This is a genomic window from Curvivirga sp., assembly GCF_965219885.1.
Lineage (GTDB): Bacteria > Pseudomonadota > Alphaproteobacteria > UBA8366 > Aestuariispiraceae > Curvivirga.
In genome coordinates, this window is the sequence record NZ_CBDCOT010000009.1 from 1416360 (window position 1) to 1433426 (window position 17067).

Here is a 17067-nt window from a genome sequence, read left to right on the forward strand (position 1 = left end):
TGGAGTTTTCTTAGCGTTTCTTTTTACCTAGCATGCGAATTAGTGTCGTATCCTTATCAATCACATGATGTTTAATTGCGCCCATAATATGTAATGCCGCTAAACCTATAAGAACGCATGCTGCATACCAGTGAATAACACCTGCAATATCTTCTTGCTTTTCAATGGAGGTGATTAATGCAGGTACTTCAAACCAGTCGAATACCTTTATGGGGCGTCCGTCAGCTGTAGAAATAAGATAACCACTCATGATGATGCCAAAAATCAGTGCATAAAGTAAAATATGTGTAATCTTTGCAGATATTTGCTCCCATCTCGCATGGGTCTCAAGATGTTTAGGTGGCTTATCAAAAATTCGCCACGCCAAACGTGCAATCATGGTGATGAAGAGAAGGATACCGATACTCTTGTGGATATGTGGTGCGGGTTTATACCAGGAATCGTAATATGTGAGGTCGACCATCCACCAGCCTAGGGCAAATAAACCAAAGACAGTAAATGCAACGCCAAAATGCATTAGAATAGCTACCATCCCCCAATGGGTGTGTTGATTGCGCCAATGCATGGGCCTCTCCTAAGAATGATTATTATTCACTTTAATCTTTCAGGACTATGTAAGAAGTTTACTCGAAAATTTAAATAGGTTCAAAATAAACTTATTGTTTCCAAAATCGACATAAAAAAGAAGCCCGTGATTTTTCACGGGCCTTGAACAATTGTTTAAACAATAAGAAAAGCGTCTGGTTATTTGCTAACCAGTTCCATAATCTCCGCTGCGGCGGCAGGAATATTTGTACCAGGACCATAGATTGCGGCTACGCCGGCTTTTTTCAGGAAGTCATAATCCTGTGCGGGAATAACACCGCCACAGACCACGATAATATCCTCTGCACCTTCTGATTTCAGAGCGTCAATCATAGCAGGTACAAGTGTTTTATGACCTGCGGCTTGTGAGGAAACCCCGATAACATGCACGTCAGCTTCGATTGCTTGTTGGGCTGCTTCTTCTGGTGTTTGGAAGAGTGGGCCCATATCCACATCAAAACCAATATCTGCAAAAGCAGTTGCGATAACTTTAGCACCGCGATCATGGCCATCTTGTCCCATTTTCACAACCAGCATACGAGGGCGGCGACCATTGGTCTCAGCAAAACTTTCCACATCATTACGGATTTTTTGGAAACCTTCATCCCCTTCATAAGCAGAGCCATAGACACCTGAGATGGAGCGAATTTCTGCCTTATGGCGTGTGAAAACTTTTTCCATAGCTGATGTAATCTCCCCAACAGAAGCGCGTGCACGCGCAGCGTCGACAGATAATGCAAGTAAATTGCCGCTGTTTTCCTGTGCTGCCTGTGTGAGTGCATCAAGTGCGGCATGGCAAGCGGTTTCATCGCGATTCGCCTTTGTGCGTTCTAGACGCGCAATTTGCTGTTCGCGAACAGCAGTATTATCAATATCAAGAATATCCATTTCGTCTTCTTGAGCCAATTGATATTTATTCACACCAACAATCACTTCTTCTTTACGGTCGATACGTGCTTGTTTCAAGGCGGCTGCTTCTTCGATCTTTAGTTTTGGCATACCAGCTTCAACAGCTTTTGTCATACCACCAAGCTCTTCAACTTCATCGATCAATTTGCCAGCTTCTTTAATCAAGCTCGCAGTTAAGCTTTCCACATAATATGAGCCTGCCAATGGATCGACAGTTTTAGTAATGCCTGCTTCTTCTTGAAGAACCAATTGGGTGTTGCGGGCAATTCGGGCAGAGAAATCTGTTGGCAAGGCGACAGCTTCATCCAACGCGTTCGTATGCAAGGACTGAGTGCCACCCAAAGCCGCTGCCATTGCTTCGACAGTTGTGCGGATCACGTTGTTATAAGGATCTTGTTCTGTCAAAGAAACACCAGATGTTTGGCAATGTGTGCGTAACATCAGGCTACGTGGGTCTTTTGGCTTGAAATGCTTTTGCATCAAGCTTGACCATAAGAAACGTGCTGCACGCAACTTTGCAACTTCCATAAAGAAATTCATGCCAATACAGAAAAAGAAACTTAAACGCGGTGCAAATGCATCTACATCCTGCCCTTTGGAAAGGGCCGCGCGAACATATTCAAGGCCATCGGCAATTGTAAAAGCGAGTTCCTGCACACATGTGGAACCTGCTTCTTGCATATGATAGCCAGAAATAGAAATACTATTAAAACGCGGCATAAAGTCGGATGTATAGCCGATAATATCTGCAATTGCGCGCATGGATGGTTCTGGCGGATAAATATAAGTATTTCGTACCATGAATTCTTTTAAGATGTCATTTTGGATTGTCCCTGAAAGTTGGTCTGGTGAAACACCTTGTTCTTCCGCGGCGACAATATAGTTCGCCATAATCGGAAGAACAGCGCCATTCATAGTCATCGAAACGGACATCTTGTCTAAGGGAATTTGATCAAACAGGATTTTCATATCTTCAACGGAATCAATGGCAACGCCGGCTTTACCTACGTCCCCCATAACGCGCGGATGGTCACTGTCATAACCACGATGGGTTGCCAGATCAAAAGCCACAGAAAGGCCCATTTGGCCTGCAGCTAGATTGCGGCGATAAAAGGCGTTGGATTCTTCTGCCGTTGAAAATCCGGCATATTGGCGGACCGTCCATGGGCGTCCTGTATACATTGTTGCACGAGGGCCACGGACAAAAGGAGCGGAACCAGGCATCATACCGCCATCAGCCATATGCTCTAAACCTTCAAGATCAGCAGCAGTATAGAGAGGTTTGACAGGAATACCTTCAGGGGTTGTCCAGATGAGCTCTTCCGCTTTACGGCCTTTGAGCTCTTTCTCAGCCATTGCATTCCAGTCATCCACTGTTTTCTTGTCAAATACGCTCATATTATGACCCTTTTCTTCATCCCGGTATTCTTTGTTCTAAATGTTACGATCCATCCAGAATTTGTATTTTTCTTTTTCAGATTTACCTCAGAATATACTGAAAATTTTCCGGAGTATATGCGGCAATGCAACATATGTCCATACGGTTGCGTATGGTAAGTATGTTTTTTATAGATAATAATACGATATTAATATATTAAGTTATTGAGAAGAAATAGCTAAATTATTTTGGTGTTCGGATTTAAAGAGTGGCGAAATGACCTCAGAAATTCTTTTTTATATATTTATTGGGTTGATTGTTCTTGTTGGGTTTTTCCGTTTGCTACGCGGTGGGAATTACGTCGATGAGCATCTAAGACTAGTCAAAAAGGGAAAGATATTTTCGCAACCTTTGATGAATAAGTCCGAAATGCGTTTGTATAAAGAACTGAGAAACTGGCAACGGGTTTCAGGGAAAACCAATCTGAATTTATTCTCACAAGTTTCCATGGGGGAAATTCTTTCAACTGACAAAGAAGAAACAAGGCGCAGTTTCAATGCGAAACGTCTGGATTTTCTTTTTGTGGATCAGGATGCAATGCCTTGTGTTGCAATTGAATATCAAGGACAGGGGCATTTTGGAGAGGATGATATCCAAAAGAAACAAGTTAAAAAGAGAGATAAGGTCAAACGCCTAGCATTAGAAAAAGCAGGTATTATCTTGATCGAAATATTCCCCGAAGATCGTCAGAAGGAAATACAGGCCAAGTTAAATCTAGCCTTGGATAAATTATAAATACCTAAACCGTTGCGCTTTGGATGTTTTGAATACGATCGGATAGTTTCTGACGATATGCCCATTGTGCAGGGTCATTTGATTTTGTGGCCGGCATATCGATTGGGAAATGGTTGTAATGATCTTCGCCACGAACAAGGATCGCACCATCATCTGGGTTTTTGAGTTGGCGTACATGTGGCGCAAGATATTGGATGTTGAGCCCAATACGACGATCAGGGCTTGTATTCGGCATGGATGCATGCAAGGTCCATCCATGGTGTAAGGAGGCTTCGCCGGGGTTTAAGGGGCAATAAACGGCTGCTTCTTCATCGACACCAACCACATTTTGGCCGTTTAGAAGTACATTATTTTCATCTTCAATGAGCTGATGTTCTATTTTGCCGCCAAGGTGGCTTTTAGGGATCATGCGCATGCAACCACTCTCCATTGTTGCGGGGGAGAGGGCAAGCCAAGCACTCACCTGATCATCGGAACTTAGTCCCCAATAGGTCAGGTCTTGATGCCAACTGACATGTGAAGCGGAATGAGGCTCTTTGATAATATAAGAGACACTGTATAGCAGGATGTTAGGACCTAATATCGCTTCAATTGCATCTAGTAGTTTAGGATGTGTTGCAACTTCAAAGGCCGAGGGCATAGCTGTATGGATTTTGAATTTGTAATGTAGATTACCGATATCTGTTTCTGTTCTTTCCAAGATATCTCGTTGTTTTTGCGCTTCTTGTTCATCCAGAATTGAAATCGGTGATACAAAGCCATCCTGATCATAACGTCTTTTGATTTCAGATAAGTCCATTTTCCACATGCTCCCCAGATATAAGATCATTATCTCTTAAGAGAAACTGTGGCATGGAAATCCAAATCTACATAATGTTATTTCTGTCGCGTCTGCGACGACCTGTAGTTAAATTTCTATATGGTCATAAGGCGCTGTTTTCTAATATATATTTAGCGATATCCGTGCTAACTTTATCACCATTTAAATCTCGGGTCAGCATATGATATCCGTCTTTATATCGTTTTAGCGACCAGCTCTTGTCGCTATTTTGTGGAAGTTGTTTTAGGAAACGTTCTACTGCATATGGAGGAACAATTTCTTCTTTGTCGCCATATAAGATCAAAGTTCTCTTATCCAGTGTTTTTGCCTTATCACCGGCAGCCATCATAAGTTCGAACAAAAAGTATCCCGTATCCACGCGACTTCTTTTGATAAAGAGCGGATCTTCAAACATTTTGATTAACATTTCCCGATTGTCACTGGCGATCTTGTCTGTGTGGATGGTGGGTGTCCATCCTGGCGCAATTGCAAGTGTCGCTTCGACAATAACACGTTGAATCCACGGGACATCCTCACGATATAAAACAGCAGGTGCTACTAAGACATAGCCATCCACTTCTGGGGGGTGTTCTGAGGTTGCTGTCAATAAGGTGATGGCGCCACCCATACTATGCCCTGCTAGATAGATTGGTGTTTCTGGGTGTTTTTCTTTTAATAGAGTGATGGCGGTTTTTACATCATCAATATATGTTTCTTCACCTGCCCAAAGGCCACGTTGTTCCGTTGCACCAAAACCGCGTTGATCATAGGCGTAAGTCCATAAGCCATTTTCTGCCCAGATCGTGGCTGCTTGATCCCAACCATTTGCGTGATCGTTAAATCCGTGTAGAGCTAGGATAACAGCTTTGGGTGTTAAGTCGTCAGTTTTCCATACTTTCAATGGCAACTCAAAACCATCTTTGGTTATGATTTTATCGTCATGCAATTCGGGTTTTTGATTGATTTCACTGATGGTCTGCAATGTAGGGCTACATGCTGAAATCACTTTCAAAGCAAATATGAATAAAAAAACCTTGTGAATTCTAGCCCACATGGCATAAACCTTCCCGAATTGTCCGCTGGCAAATCATTTATCGTATGATATATAAGGTCAAGTTTTGCTGCATTGCAATACAATGAAGGGCGAAAAAGTGCCTCATTGGATGTAAGCTGATAAATTCGCAGGATCAAATTTAAACTAAGGTGGAACCCCTTATGACCCAAATTACGCAGTTATATAGCGCGGAAGAAATTGCAACACGTATTGATGAAATGGCAAAATTGATGGCTTTGGAAGTGCCAGAAGACATCATGGTTGTAGGCCTGTTAAAGGGAGCATTTACTTTCACGGCTGACTTGGTACGCGCTATGGATAAGTGGGGGTTGAAGCCACAAGTCGAATTTATGCGTTTAAGTTCTTATGGAAATTCAAAAGAAAGCAGTGGCGAAGTACTCATGTCTGGCGGTGTGCCTGCTGATATTCACGGTAAACATGTTTTAGTCGTTGATGATATTTTGGATTCTGGCCGTACATTGGCTTTTACCAAACGTGTCTTCCGTGAACATGGGGCAAAATCTGTTAAGTCATGTATTTTGCTGGATAAACCATCCCGTCGCGAAGTTGATGTGAAAGCGACGTATACAGGCTTTGAAGTAGAAGACTTATTTGTTGTTGGCTATGGTATCGACTATGCGGAGAAATACCGTCATCTTCCATATATCGGCACGGTTGACTAATTTCATTGTTAGATGATTTGTGATTTATGAGAGAGGTGCTTTAAGCACCTCTTTTGTTTTGGAAGTAAATACTTAGTAGAAATCGTCTCTTTCTACATTTTTAAAATTGGATCCAATTTGACATATAGTAATATTATATGTAAGTCATAAGGTATATTGAACTGGGTTAACTTGGATTTATACGATGACTATGAAAAGGCCGGGCAAGCAAACAGCAGTATTGATTGAGAAGTTACGAGAAGAAATTATTGCTGGTGCACGTTTGCCAAATACACCATTGCGTCAGGATAAGTTGGCTGAAGAATATCAAGTTAGTCGCATGCCAATCCGGGAAGCTTTGCGAGTGCTGGCCGCAGAAGGTTTAGTTGAAATTATTCCCAATAGAGGCGCGCGCGTTGCACCTATTCAAGTTGCTGAAATAAAAGAAATATATGAAATGCGTATCGCGGCAGAAACATTGGCGATGCGATTTGCTATGCCGGAATTGAACAATCGCCAAATTGAAATGGCAAAAGAAATTAACGATGAAATTGGGCGCGCCAACCCACAAGAATATGGACGATTAAACAAGAAATTCCATGAGGCTTTATATACGCCTTGTCATATGCCACGCCTTTTAACGCATATTTCTGAATTAGCAGATGTTTCTGATCGTTATCTGAGATTGACGGTACGTGAGCTGGATTATGCAGCACATTCCAATAGTGAACATGATCAATTGATAGATGCATGTTTTAAGCGTGATGCAGATCGGGCCCTTAAAATATTAACCAAGCATATTAAAGATGCAGGACAAGCATTAGAGGTGCATTTAAATAAAGACATGGGGAATAATGATGCTTAAAGATTTTTCGTTTCAAGCCTCCTTTATGGGATTGCTTGCCGCATTTGTAGGTTTCACCAGTTCTTTTGCAATTGTACTTCAAGGTTTAACGGCCGTTGGCGCAACGGAGCTTCAGGCGGCTTCTGGATTATTCGCCTTGTCTATGGCGATGGGTATTGCAGGTATTTTGTTAAGCGTTATTTATCGCATGCCAATAAGTGCTGCATGGTCTACCCCGGGAGCTGCGCTTCTTGCTACATCAGGTGTCGTTGAAGGTGGATTTGCGGGAGCAGTCGGGGCTTTTCTAATTTGTAACATAATGATTGTAATTGCCGGATTATGGAAACCTCTAGGCATGGCAGTTAGTAAAATTCCGTCATCAATTGCGAATGCCATGTTGGCGGGGGTATTGGTAAGCCTCTGTTTAGCGCCAGTGAAGGCCGTCGCTTTTGATCCAGCGCTTGGCTTACCTATTCTCATTGCTTGGATTGTGGTTGGGCGATTCAATAAATTATTTGCAGTGCCTGCTGCGTTTCTTGCTTTCATTCTTGTATTGATTTTTGGCGTGGATATCCCTGCGGATGCCACGAGCCAGCTTGCTGCATCGAGTGCAATTCCAACGGAATTTGTTTGGCCAGAATTTAGTGTCTCTGCATTTATAGGCATTGCGTTACCATTATTTCTTGTGACAATGGCATCACAGAATATTCCCGGCGTGGCGGTATTAAAAGTGAATGGATTTGAACCTAAACCAGGGCCTTTATTCGCATGGACGGGCGGGCTTTCATTACTTTCGGCTCCTTTTGGTGGGCATGGAATTAATTTGGCTGCTATTACGGCTGCGCTCTGTGCGGGACAGGATGCTAATAAAGATCCGACTAAACGTTATTGGGCAGCCATAATGTCTGGGATTGGTTATGTGGTTTTCGGTTTGTTGGCGGGCGTTGTTACGACTTTGGTGGGGCTTGCCCCCTCAATTTTAATCCATGCCGTAGCAGGTTTGGCTTTAATTGGTGCGTTCTCTGCGTCGGCAATGGCAGCGTTTAAAGAGTCAGAGGATCGCGAAGCAGCAGCTGTTACTTTCTTGTTCACTGCTTCGGGAATCTCTTTCTGGGGGATTTCAGGCGCCTTTTGGGGCTTACTAGCTGGCGGATTGGTGTATCTTTTCACTCGTAGAGAGAAGAAAGAGGTTTAATCTTCGTAGTAACTGCCATCTTTATGTTTGAAGCGAGCAAGTTTCCCTTCATATCTGGGCTCATCTATCAACAAGTCTATATCTGGGTAATGCCCTTCATCCGCTTGAGATCGTCCACCAATTTCCAAAACGATCACGTTGTCATCTGACTTGTTGATGAGCTGATGTCCATCCGGATTACCTGCTTTAAAACCTGCGTAATCACCCGCCGTAAGTGTTGTTTCTCCGTGATCCGTAATCAAGGTCGCTGTTCCGGCAATTATATAAATCAGCTCATCTTCATCTGTATGCCAGTGTCGTTGAGAGGAGGCTTGCCCCGGTGGCAAGATTGTTTGATTCACGCCGAATTGGTTTAAGCCAAAAATGTCTCCAATTTTGGCTTTTTGTCGATCTCTACAGATTTCATCATAGGGCGCTGGATAGCCACTGCCTTGATGATAATTCAAGTCATCCTGTGAAAGTTTAAGGGGAGGTGAATTTTCCTCTGACATAATAAATTCCTGATCTTTAATGATTTTTTAATGAAATGTTAATTGCTAATATGATATAGTAACTTTTATGCATGGATCAATAGAACTCACTGGACTTGCCCTTGTTGCCGTTGCAGCCACATTTTGTGGAATGGCGATGGTACGTATCAAACAACCTGCCATAATTGGATATATTTTCGCTGGCGTCATTCTTGGACCAAGTGGCCTTGGTTTTGTCACTGGGCGTGAGAATATTGCGCTGATGGCGGAGCTTGGTGTGATCTTGCTTCTATTCTTTATTGGCATGGAATTATCCGTTCAAAGTTTCAAAAGTGTCTGGAAAGTTGCCGTGACAGCAACCCTTGCGCAGATTGGTGCAAGTCTATTGGCTGTCTGGGGTTTAACCAGCTTGTTTGACTGGCCAACAGAATGGGCTGTTTTATTCGGTTTCTGCCTGGCGTTGAGCAGTACGGCGGTGGCTGTGAAGGTATTGCAGTCGATTGGCGAAGCCCGAACACGCGTGGGGCGTATCACTGTGGCCGTGCTTATCGCACAGGATTTGGCGGTTGCCCCGATGTTGGTTATCGTTGGTAATCTAACTGGTGGATCACTTAACTGGTTTGTCTTGATAGAAGTGGCTTTGTCTGTCGGAATATTGATTGCGATCATTATCTATTTAACCCGTGTTCGTCGTATATCTTTGCCTTTTCATAAATTGCTGGAAGGGAAAGATGATCTTGCACCTTTAGCTTCAATTGCATGGTGTTTCCTGATCGCTGCGGTGGCTGGATTGTTTGGGCTATCTCCGGCATTTGGGGCGTTTTTAGCAGGATTAATTGCAGGCAACAGTCAACAACGTGAATTGGTACACCATAATGCAGGCCCTATTCAGGCGATCTTGTTGATGGCCTTTTTCCTTTCGATTGGCTTACTGATTGATTTGGGCTTCCTATGGGATAATTTGGGACTTGTTTTTGCCTTATGGCTCTTTGTCACAGTGTTTAAGACAGCCATGAATGTCGGAGTATTAAGGTTGTTAGGCGAAGAATGGCAACGGGCTTTTATGGTGTCTTTGGTATTAGGGCAACTAGGGGAATTTGCTTTTGTGTTAGGTGCGGCGGCAAAAGATTCAAATCTAATTGCTTCTGATATTCATCGTTTGATTGTCGCAGTGACTGTCCTTTCCTTGATAAGCAGCCCTATTTATATTGACGCGGCAAGGCGTTTGCATGAAAAATCAAAAGATGACGCAGGTTTCAGGGCGACAGTTAGACTTATTTATATGAATGAATGGAATTTCCTACGCCGCTTTCTGGAAGCTTTAATACATGTCTTAAAAAATTCTGTATCCTTTGCGAAAAACTACAAAGCAGCTTATCAGGGACGTAACGCCAAACGATTTACAAATGGCGGACAGTCTCAACCTGATACGGATACAAAGGATACTTAATCATGCCAGACTTTTCGCTTGAACAAGCTTTCCAAAAGGAGGGCTATCAGTTAGTGGCTGGCGTGGATGAAGTGGGGCGCGGTCCTTGGGCTGGGCCTGTCGTTACCTGTGCGGTGATCATTGATCAGAAGACATTTCCAAAAGAATTATTTGACCAATTAGATGATTCCAAGAAGTTAAGTGAGAAAAAGCGCGAGGCCCTTTATACGCAAATTCAGGAGCACGTCATTTATGCTTATGGTGAAGCTTCTGTTGAAGAAATTGATGAGTTGAACATCCTTCAAGCGACATTTCTTGCGATGCGCCGTGCTGTTCAGAGCCTTTCACAAAAGCCAGATGCAGTTTTAGTCGATGGTAATAAAGATCCTGATTTAGGGCTTCCGACGCAAACGGTCGTGAAGGGGGACGGCAAAAGCCTGTCTATATCTGCTGCCTCTATCTTGGCTAAGGTTAAACGTGATCATCTGATGAAATCACTGGCAGAAGATTATCCCCATTATGCGTGGGAGAAAAATGCAGGTTACGGTACTAAAGCTCATCAGAATGGTTTGGCAGAAAAAGGTGTGACCCCTCATCACCGCAAAAGTTTTAAACCAATTGCGGCTTTGCTCGAAACCTAAATCAAGAAGTTATTCATATGGATTGGGGCGTGGGTCAGATCCAAGAATGGCATAGGTGACATGATCTTGCCATTGCCCGTTGATACATAAATATTTACGTGCCAGGCCTTCTTCGGAAAAGCCAATTTTTTCTAGTAAACGGCGGCTTGCTGTATTTTCTGTCAGGCAAGCAGCTTCGATGCGATGTAAATTTTGTACGTTGAACGCATAATTCAGGCAAAGCCCAAGTGCCTCAAACATAAAGCCTTGTTGGGTAAATTCTTCACCTAGCCAATAGCCCACATTGGCACTTTGAACGACACCACGGCGAATATTGTTCATATTAACGCCACCCATTAGGGCGTCAGTTTCGTTATCAATGATGAAAAAAGATGCGCCACGGCCTGCTTCCCAATTTGCATGTAGGCTTGCAATATAGTTGATATAACCGCGTTTGGTTAGAAAACTCGCTGGTCGTTGCGGCTCCCAGGGGCGCAGGAAATCAAGATTTCTTACCCGGATATCGATCCAGTCATCCATGTCAGATTTGACCGGGGGCCTAATATGTATTCTAGGTCCCGCTAATCTGATATTTGGTACACGCTTTAGCCAAAGCTTTGACATGAATTACAATCTACCCCGGATCTGATCATAAGATTCAAGATTTGAAAGTGGTCCAATAGCTGCCAATGTTGGTGTTGTTGAGAATATCTTCTCCGCAACTTGTTGAACTTCTTTAATACTCACGGCTTCTATCTTGCGCGATAATTCTTCCATCGTCCAGAAACGATTATACGTTAACAGTTGCGTACCTAATTGGTTGGCACGTGCATCACAAGATTCCATACCCATCAAGATAGTTGCTTTAAGCTGTGTTTTTGCGCGTTCTAACTCATCGGTGTTAATGTTATGACGACAATCATTCAAACTATCACAAAGGACAGGAATCAGTTCTGAAATTTCTTGTTCGCCTGTACCCGCGTAAATTCCGAATAAGCCGCCATCTATAAAGGATTCCGAATAACTATAAACGGAATAGACGAGCCCGCGTTTTTCGCGAATCTCTTCAAATAAGCGAGATGAGGAACCGCCCCCTAATAAGGTGGACAGAATTGTTGCTGGGAATTGGTCATCACTACCATAGGCAACACCGTCGAACCCTAGTTTAAAATGAACTTGCTCGCTCTCTTTATCATCACGAAAGTCACCGCCTTGATAGTTTATATTCTCAATTGTGGGAGTTGCTGCATCGTTTTGATTGCCAAAATGATCTTCTGCAAGTTTCAATAACTCTGCGTGAGAGACTGCCCCCGCCGCAACTAAAACCATATTTCTTGGTCGATAACGCGCGTCCATAAAATTGATTAGATTTTCCCGACTCATCTGTTGAACCGTGTCAGAAGTACCTAGAATTGGTCGACCCATAGCTTGGTCCGGATAGGCAGTTTCCTGAAAATAGTCATAAATAATGTCATCAGGTGTATCGAGAGATTGTCCAATCTCTTGCTGGATTACTCCGCGTTCACGTTCAAGTTCTTCAGGATCAAAAATCGGATTTTGAAGAATGTCGGAGAGAATATCCACTGCCAGAGGTAGATTGTCTTTAAGTACTTTTAAGAAGTAAGCTGTGTTTTCACGTGCAGTATATGCATTGAAATAACCACCAACATTTTCCACTTCTAACGCAATATCACGCGCCGTACGGCTTGTGGTGCCTTTAAACGCCATATGTTCAAGATAATGAGCGGCGCCGTTGATTGCTGCTTCTTCGGCGCGTGCGCCTGTGCCTACCCAAACCCCAACACTCACTGATGCAAAGAATGGCATTTCTGCGGTGACGACGCGAAGGCCATTAGAAAGTGTTGAAGTTTGAACGTTGCTCATCTTATCTCTTTAATCTTCACCAAGTAACGGAATTAGTTTTGGGTACCTGCACGGTTATGCTTTTTAATTTCTGCCTGAATTGCAGAAACAGTATTATCCAGCACAATATATTTTTCCTCACGTTCAAACAGGTCTGCTAGACGTGACGGTAGAGGTGGGCGGATATTCGTAGCTTGTTCCACAGCATCAGGGAATTTTGCAGGATGCGCGGTCGCCATACAAACAAGCGGTGAGGCAGGTTCAAGGCGTTGTGTCCAGCCTGCGATGATACCAACAGCCGTATGCGGATCAACTAGTTCACCTGTGGATTGATGAATCGCGCCAATAGCCCCTAATGTTTCTTCATCAGACAAACGATGTCCTGTAAACAGACGAGTTGCCAATTCCCATTTTGAGGTGTCTAACGGCATTTTTCCTGTACTGCGGAAGGTGTTCATCACTTCTTCCACTTTTTCACCATCACGATCCAATAAATCAAATAGAAGACGTTCAAAGTTACTGGAAACCTGAATATCCATGGAGGGAGATAAGCTAGGTTCAACTTCCAACATAGACATATCATTGTCTTGTAAGAAGCGCGTTAAGATATCGTTGCTGTTTGAGCCAACGATTAACTGATCAACAGGCAAGCCCATTTTATGGGCAGCATAGGCCGCAAAGATATTACCAAAGTTACCTGTCGGGACAGAGAAGGTAACAGCGCGATCTGGCGCACCTACCAAAATACCCGCATAGAAATAATATACGATCTGAGCCATAATACGCGCCCAGTTGATAGAATTTACCGCAGATAGATTATATTGATCACGGAAATTCATGTCATTAAACAGGGCTTTTACAATATCCTGACAATCGTCAAAACTACCACGTAAAGCAATGTTAGATACATTACTGGATAACACAGTTGTCATTTGACGACGTTGGACGTCAGAGGTGCGTTCATGCGGGTGTAAAATGAAAATATCAATACAATCCCGATCACGACATGCTTCAATCGCAGCGGAACCGGTATCGCCAGATGTCGCGCCGACAATGAGCACTCGTTCATTACGTTTCTTTAAAACATAATCGAAAAGGCGGCCGAGAAGCTGTAATGCGACATCTTTGAAAGCTAAAGTCGGACCATGGAAAAGCTCCATCATCCAGCTGTTAGAATCCAATTGTTTCATTGGCAATACAGCATCATGCTCAAAACCTGCATAGGCGTCAGCTACCAAGTTGGCAAAATCATCTTTCGGGATGCTGCCTTCTACGAACGGATACATGATTTTTGTCGCAAGCTCATCATATGGTAAGCCGCGCATTTCACGAATGTCATCAGCAGTAAATTGAGGCCAAGTTTCTGGTACATAAAGGCCACCATCGCGCGCCAAGCCAGAAAGTAGAACTTCATCAAAGTTAAGAGCCGGAGCTTGTCCGCGGGTAGAGATATATTGCATGAGATATCGCCAGATAGATGAAAATTAATGTTAGATGTTCTTTTAAGCGCAGATAACGGCTATCGCAAGCTTCGCTTACGAAAAATTACCCTAAATAGCGCGTTGTTAGATGATTTTTGAAAGCAGTTGGGTCTAATACACGTCCAGTTGCCTGTTTCATTAGCTCTTGGGAGCTATATCTAGATGCTTTTTGGTGAATGTTTTCGCCAAGCCAAGACATTAATGGTTCGAAGTTTCCTTTACCAATTTCAGTTTTGATTTCCGGTCTGGCTTCATTTGCGGCCTGGAAAAGTTGCGCTGCGGACATTGCACCTAAGGTATAGGTCGGAAAATATCCCCAAGCGCCATCGAACCAATGAATATCCTGCATACATCCTAGCGCATGATTAGGTGGGGTGATCCCAAGCAGTTTTTCCATGCCTTCATTCCATGCAGCAGGTAGATCTGTAAGTTTCATATCGCCATTTAAAAGTGCTTGTTCCAATTGGAAGCGTAAAATGACATGAGCAGGATAGGTAACTTCGTCTGCATCCACACGAATAAAGCCGGGTTCCACCCAAATAGCATCGCGATGAAGTTCATCAATTCCAAATCCCTCTACTTGCCCAAAAGCTGCTTGCAAAACAGGTGCTGCCCATTGATAGAATTCACGGGAACGACAAGCTTGCATTTCCACAATTAAGGATTGGCTTTCATGGATTGCCATGCCACGAGATTCACCGACTGGCTGTAGCGCCCATTCTTTTGGAAGACCTTTTTCATACATGGCGTGACCACATTCATGTAAAACAGCCATTAGGCCGGGGCCAAATGTATCTTCTTCGTAACGAACGGTAATACGTTGATCGCCACGATGGCCTGTTGAAAATGGATGTGCACTTTCATCTAATCGGCCAGCTTCGAAATCAAAGCCAACTGTTTCGGCGAATTTTTTGGTGATTTGGCGTTGGATATCGACGGAAAACGGGCCTCTTGTGACGGGTTTGGGGCCTAGTTGAGATTGCTTGTCTATAACCTCAGTCAGAAATTCAGGTAGAAAAGCTGCATAATCTTCAAAAATTGGCGCAATTTCTTCGGCACGCCCATCTGGTTCATATTGATCGAGTAATGCGTTATATAAGCTTAAACCAAGTTTATCAGCTTTAGCTTCTCCAACTTGAATACTTAAGTCTAAAACTTCCTGCAAGGCAGGTAACACTGCGTTGAAATCAGACTCTTTCTTTGCTTCTCTCCAAATAGACTCACAATTTGAACAGGCAATGGAATGTGCTTCTACGAGATCGGCTTTTAATGCTGTTGCATGAACATATCCTCGGCGCATTTCTTTAAGATTAGCTTGTTGCCATTCATTTAATTCCGACGCGGCTGTTTCTTCAGCTTGGTTTAAAAGATCACCAATTTTTGGATCAACAGCTTTGGTATGTTCAATCACTTTTAGGGCTGCTAATTGTTCACCGCGGGCTTCAAAGCCACCGCGTGGCATCATAACTGCCATATCCCAATGCAGGACAGACATAGCTTCGCCTATTAAGGCTGTTTCACGGAAAAGATTTTCTAAAGTCTGATATGGGGAAGAAATGTTCATAAGATAATGCCTGAAAATGTTCTATTTTATAAATGGACTAATAAGTGGGGATTGTTATAGTGCTGCGAATTTTTAATGATTTCATATTCACAGTAAAGCAGAATTCTATGGCAAATTTCACAGGACAGCCTAATCAGTTGGATGCAGACCGTTTAGACTATTGGATGGCAGGGTTGTTTGGTGTAGGTGTTGCCTTGTCGCCAATTAGCCGTGTTGGGGTGGCAATTATGCTTGTTCCTGCGGTTGTTTTACTGGTTTTCAGATTTTTAAAAACAGAAAATTTTCGAAAGATATGGACATATCGCAATACAGCTATCGGACTTGGGATTATCGCTATTTTTAGCTGGTTTTCGATTACGTCGATGTTTTCTATTGATCCCGCCAAGTCAATACAAGTGACAATACGAACTTTGATGATGATTGTTATCGCCGTGATGTTTTATCATTATGCGAGATCAAGAAAAGGACTTGCCCAACACGGTATGAAAATTGGGCTAGCCGTATTTGTTATCTGGTGTCTAACTGGCGTTTATTTTATTTACTTTAATATTCCGCTTTTCCAGACAGTTTTTTATGATTGGTTAGGTATTACTAATCGTTTGATTTTCTACAAAAATGATAGTGCTTTAGCCTTTGTTTTTTTGGCTGTCGCATTATATTTTTTATTACATTCTCAAACACCAAATCGCTGGCTATACGCTGCTTCTATAGTGGTTTTGATTCTGTTTATCTATGCAGATAATTACTCTCCGTTGAGAAATCGCTCGGCTATGGCTGGGAATGTATTGGGGCTGATCGGGGCCGCATTTTTTATGATGCTTACGGTTTTGCCGATGATATGGCGAAAAATTGTTGTTACGTTATTATTTGTAGTGGCATTAATCGGCATGGCTTCAATTATGGAACGTTTGGCACCGATTGAGAAAATAGGGGATGTTCCTGCACCTGCATTGTCATATCCCGATCATCATAGGCAGGTGATATGGTCTTTCGTTTATGAAAAATTACAGGCTAATCCCGTATTTGGGGTTGGTATTGATGGTATCGCTAAAACAGAGCATGCAAATACGAAGTTAGTCTTCTTTAAAGGGCAAGAGTATGTTCCATCACATCCACATAACTGGGTTTTAGAGGTAGCTGTTGAAACAGGCATTATCGGGGTCATTTTAGTTTTATCGGTGATTGCGATGTTTATATTGGATTTACAAAATTTGCTTCGCCAAAAGAATGTGGATAGAAAGATGATCTTTGTGATCCTTTATTTCTTTTGCAGTTTCTGGATAACTTCCATGGCGGCATTTTCTATCTGGTCAGCATGGTGGCTTATCAGTTTCTTTATGATTTTGGCGATGATGATGACCGTGGTAAAAGAAAAAGCGTCAGAATAATCTGACGCTT

At 42.9% G+C, this 17067-nt stretch carries 16 protein-coding genes; 7 read left to right on the forward strand and 9 right to left on the reverse strand.

Translation table 11 applies throughout. The annotated features are described in order from the left end of the window. Positions 1 to 10: 10 nt before the first annotated feature. Together ACOQOA_RS12170 and scpA are read right to left on the reverse strand one after the other, a co-directional pair. Complete coding sequence (locus ACOQOA_RS12170; RefSeq protein ID WP_420548894.1) at positions 11 to 565, reverse strand: cytochrome b; 555 nt, start codon at positions 563 to 565, stop codon at positions 11 to 13. A gap of 179 nt (positions 566 to 744) precedes the next feature. Continuing rightward, entirely contained in the window at positions 745 to 2892 is a 2148-nt protein-coding gene (gene scpA, locus ACOQOA_RS12175; protein ID WP_420548895.1) for a methylmalonyl-CoA mutase, read from the reverse strand. Between the two features lie 256 nt (positions 2893 to 3148). Here scpA and ACOQOA_RS12180 point away from each other — a divergent pair, with 256 nt between their 5' ends. Then, positions 3149 to 3667 carry a DUF2726 domain-containing protein gene (locus tag ACOQOA_RS12180; RefSeq protein ID WP_420548896.1) on the forward strand — a complete coding sequence of 173 codons (519 nt, stop codon included), beginning with the start codon at positions 3149 to 3151 and terminating at the stop codon, positions 3665 to 3667. 4 nt (positions 3668 to 3671) lie between these two features. Here the strand turns inward: ACOQOA_RS12180 and ACOQOA_RS12185 are convergent, their stop codons facing one another. Continuing rightward, entirely contained in the window at positions 3672 to 4466 is a 795-nt protein-coding gene (locus tag ACOQOA_RS12185; protein ID WP_420548897.1) for a phytanoyl-CoA dioxygenase family protein, read from the reverse strand. 124 nt (positions 4467 to 4590) lie between these two features. Further along, positions 4591 to 5541: a lysophospholipase gene (locus ACOQOA_RS12190; protein WP_420548898.1), complete on the reverse strand. Its 951-nt coding sequence runs from the start codon at positions 5539 to 5541 to the stop codon at positions 4591 to 4593. Between the two features lie 161 nt (positions 5542 to 5702). Here ACOQOA_RS12190 and hpt point away from each other — a divergent pair, with 161 nt between their 5' ends. From hpt to ACOQOA_RS12205, 3 genes are all read left to right on the forward strand, one after another. Then, on the forward strand, positions 5703 to 6224 hold the full coding sequence (gene hpt, locus ACOQOA_RS12195) for a hypoxanthine phosphoribosyltransferase (RefSeq protein WP_155153014.1): 522 nt from the start codon (positions 5703 to 5705) through the stop codon (positions 6222 to 6224). Between the two features lie 184 nt (positions 6225 to 6408). After that, positions 6409 to 7068, forward strand: a complete 660-nt coding sequence (locus tag ACOQOA_RS12200) for a GntR family transcriptional regulator (protein WP_420548899.1) — start codon at positions 6409 to 6411, stop codon at positions 7066 to 7068. Continuing rightward, complete coding sequence (locus tag ACOQOA_RS12205) at positions 7058 to 8242, forward strand: benzoate/H(+) symporter BenE family transporter (RefSeq protein ID WP_420548900.1); 1185 nt, start codon at positions 7058 to 7060, stop codon at positions 8240 to 8242. The genes ACOQOA_RS12200 and ACOQOA_RS12205 overlap by 11 nt, the downstream gene beginning before the upstream one ends. Here the strand turns inward: ACOQOA_RS12205 and ACOQOA_RS12210 are convergent. Then, the gene (locus tag ACOQOA_RS12210; RefSeq protein WP_420548901.1) at positions 8239 to 8733 is read right to left on the reverse strand and encodes a cupin domain-containing protein; all 495 of its coding nucleotides are present in this window, start codon (positions 8731 to 8733) and stop codon (positions 8239 to 8241) included. The genes ACOQOA_RS12205 and ACOQOA_RS12210 overlap by 4 nt on opposite strands. A 67-nt stretch (positions 8734 to 8800) precedes the next feature. Here ACOQOA_RS12210 and ACOQOA_RS12215 point away from each other — a divergent pair, with 67 nt between their 5' ends. Together ACOQOA_RS12215 and ACOQOA_RS12220 are read left to right on the forward strand one after the other, a co-directional pair. Further along, the gene (locus tag ACOQOA_RS12215; protein WP_420548902.1) at positions 8801 to 10162 is read left to right on the forward strand and encodes a cation:proton antiporter; all 1362 of its coding nucleotides are present in this window, start codon (positions 8801 to 8803) and stop codon (positions 10160 to 10162) included. Between the two features lie 2 nt (positions 10163 to 10164). After that, positions 10165 to 10782: a ribonuclease HII gene (locus tag ACOQOA_RS12220; RefSeq protein ID WP_420548903.1), complete on the forward strand. Its 618-nt coding sequence runs from the start codon at positions 10165 to 10167 to the stop codon at positions 10780 to 10782. Between the two features lie 9 nt (positions 10783 to 10791). Here ACOQOA_RS12220 and ACOQOA_RS12225 read toward each other — a convergent pair whose 3' ends face one another. From ACOQOA_RS12225 to ACOQOA_RS12240, 4 genes are all read right to left on the reverse strand, one after another. Further along, positions 10792 to 11385, reverse strand: a complete 594-nt coding sequence (locus tag ACOQOA_RS12225) for a GNAT family N-acetyltransferase (protein WP_420548904.1) — start codon at positions 11383 to 11385, stop codon at positions 10792 to 10794. Positions 11386 to 11388: 3 nt separating this feature from the next. Next, positions 11389 to 12645, reverse strand: coding sequence for a M16 family metallopeptidase (locus tag ACOQOA_RS12230; protein ID WP_420548905.1), 1257 nt, complete (start codon positions 12643 to 12645; stop codon positions 11389 to 11391). A gap of 32 nt (positions 12646 to 12677) precedes the next feature. Next, positions 12678 to 14084 carry a threonine synthase gene (gene thrC / locus ACOQOA_RS12235; RefSeq protein WP_420548906.1) on the reverse strand — a complete coding sequence of 469 codons (1407 nt, stop codon included), beginning with the start codon at positions 14082 to 14084 and terminating at the stop codon, positions 12678 to 12680. An 85-nt stretch (positions 14085 to 14169) separates the two neighbouring features. Continuing rightward, positions 14170 to 15669, reverse strand: a complete 1500-nt coding sequence (locus ACOQOA_RS12240) for a carboxypeptidase M32 (RefSeq protein WP_420548907.1) — start codon at positions 15667 to 15669, stop codon at positions 14170 to 14172. 107 nt (positions 15670 to 15776) lie between these two features. Here ACOQOA_RS12240 and ACOQOA_RS12245 point away from each other — a divergent pair, with 107 nt between their 5' ends. Next, positions 15777 to 17057 carry an O-antigen ligase family protein gene (locus ACOQOA_RS12245; protein WP_420548908.1) on the forward strand — a complete coding sequence of 427 codons (1281 nt, stop codon included), beginning with the start codon at positions 15777 to 15779 and terminating at the stop codon, positions 17055 to 17057. Positions 17058 to 17067 lie beyond the last annotated feature (10 nt).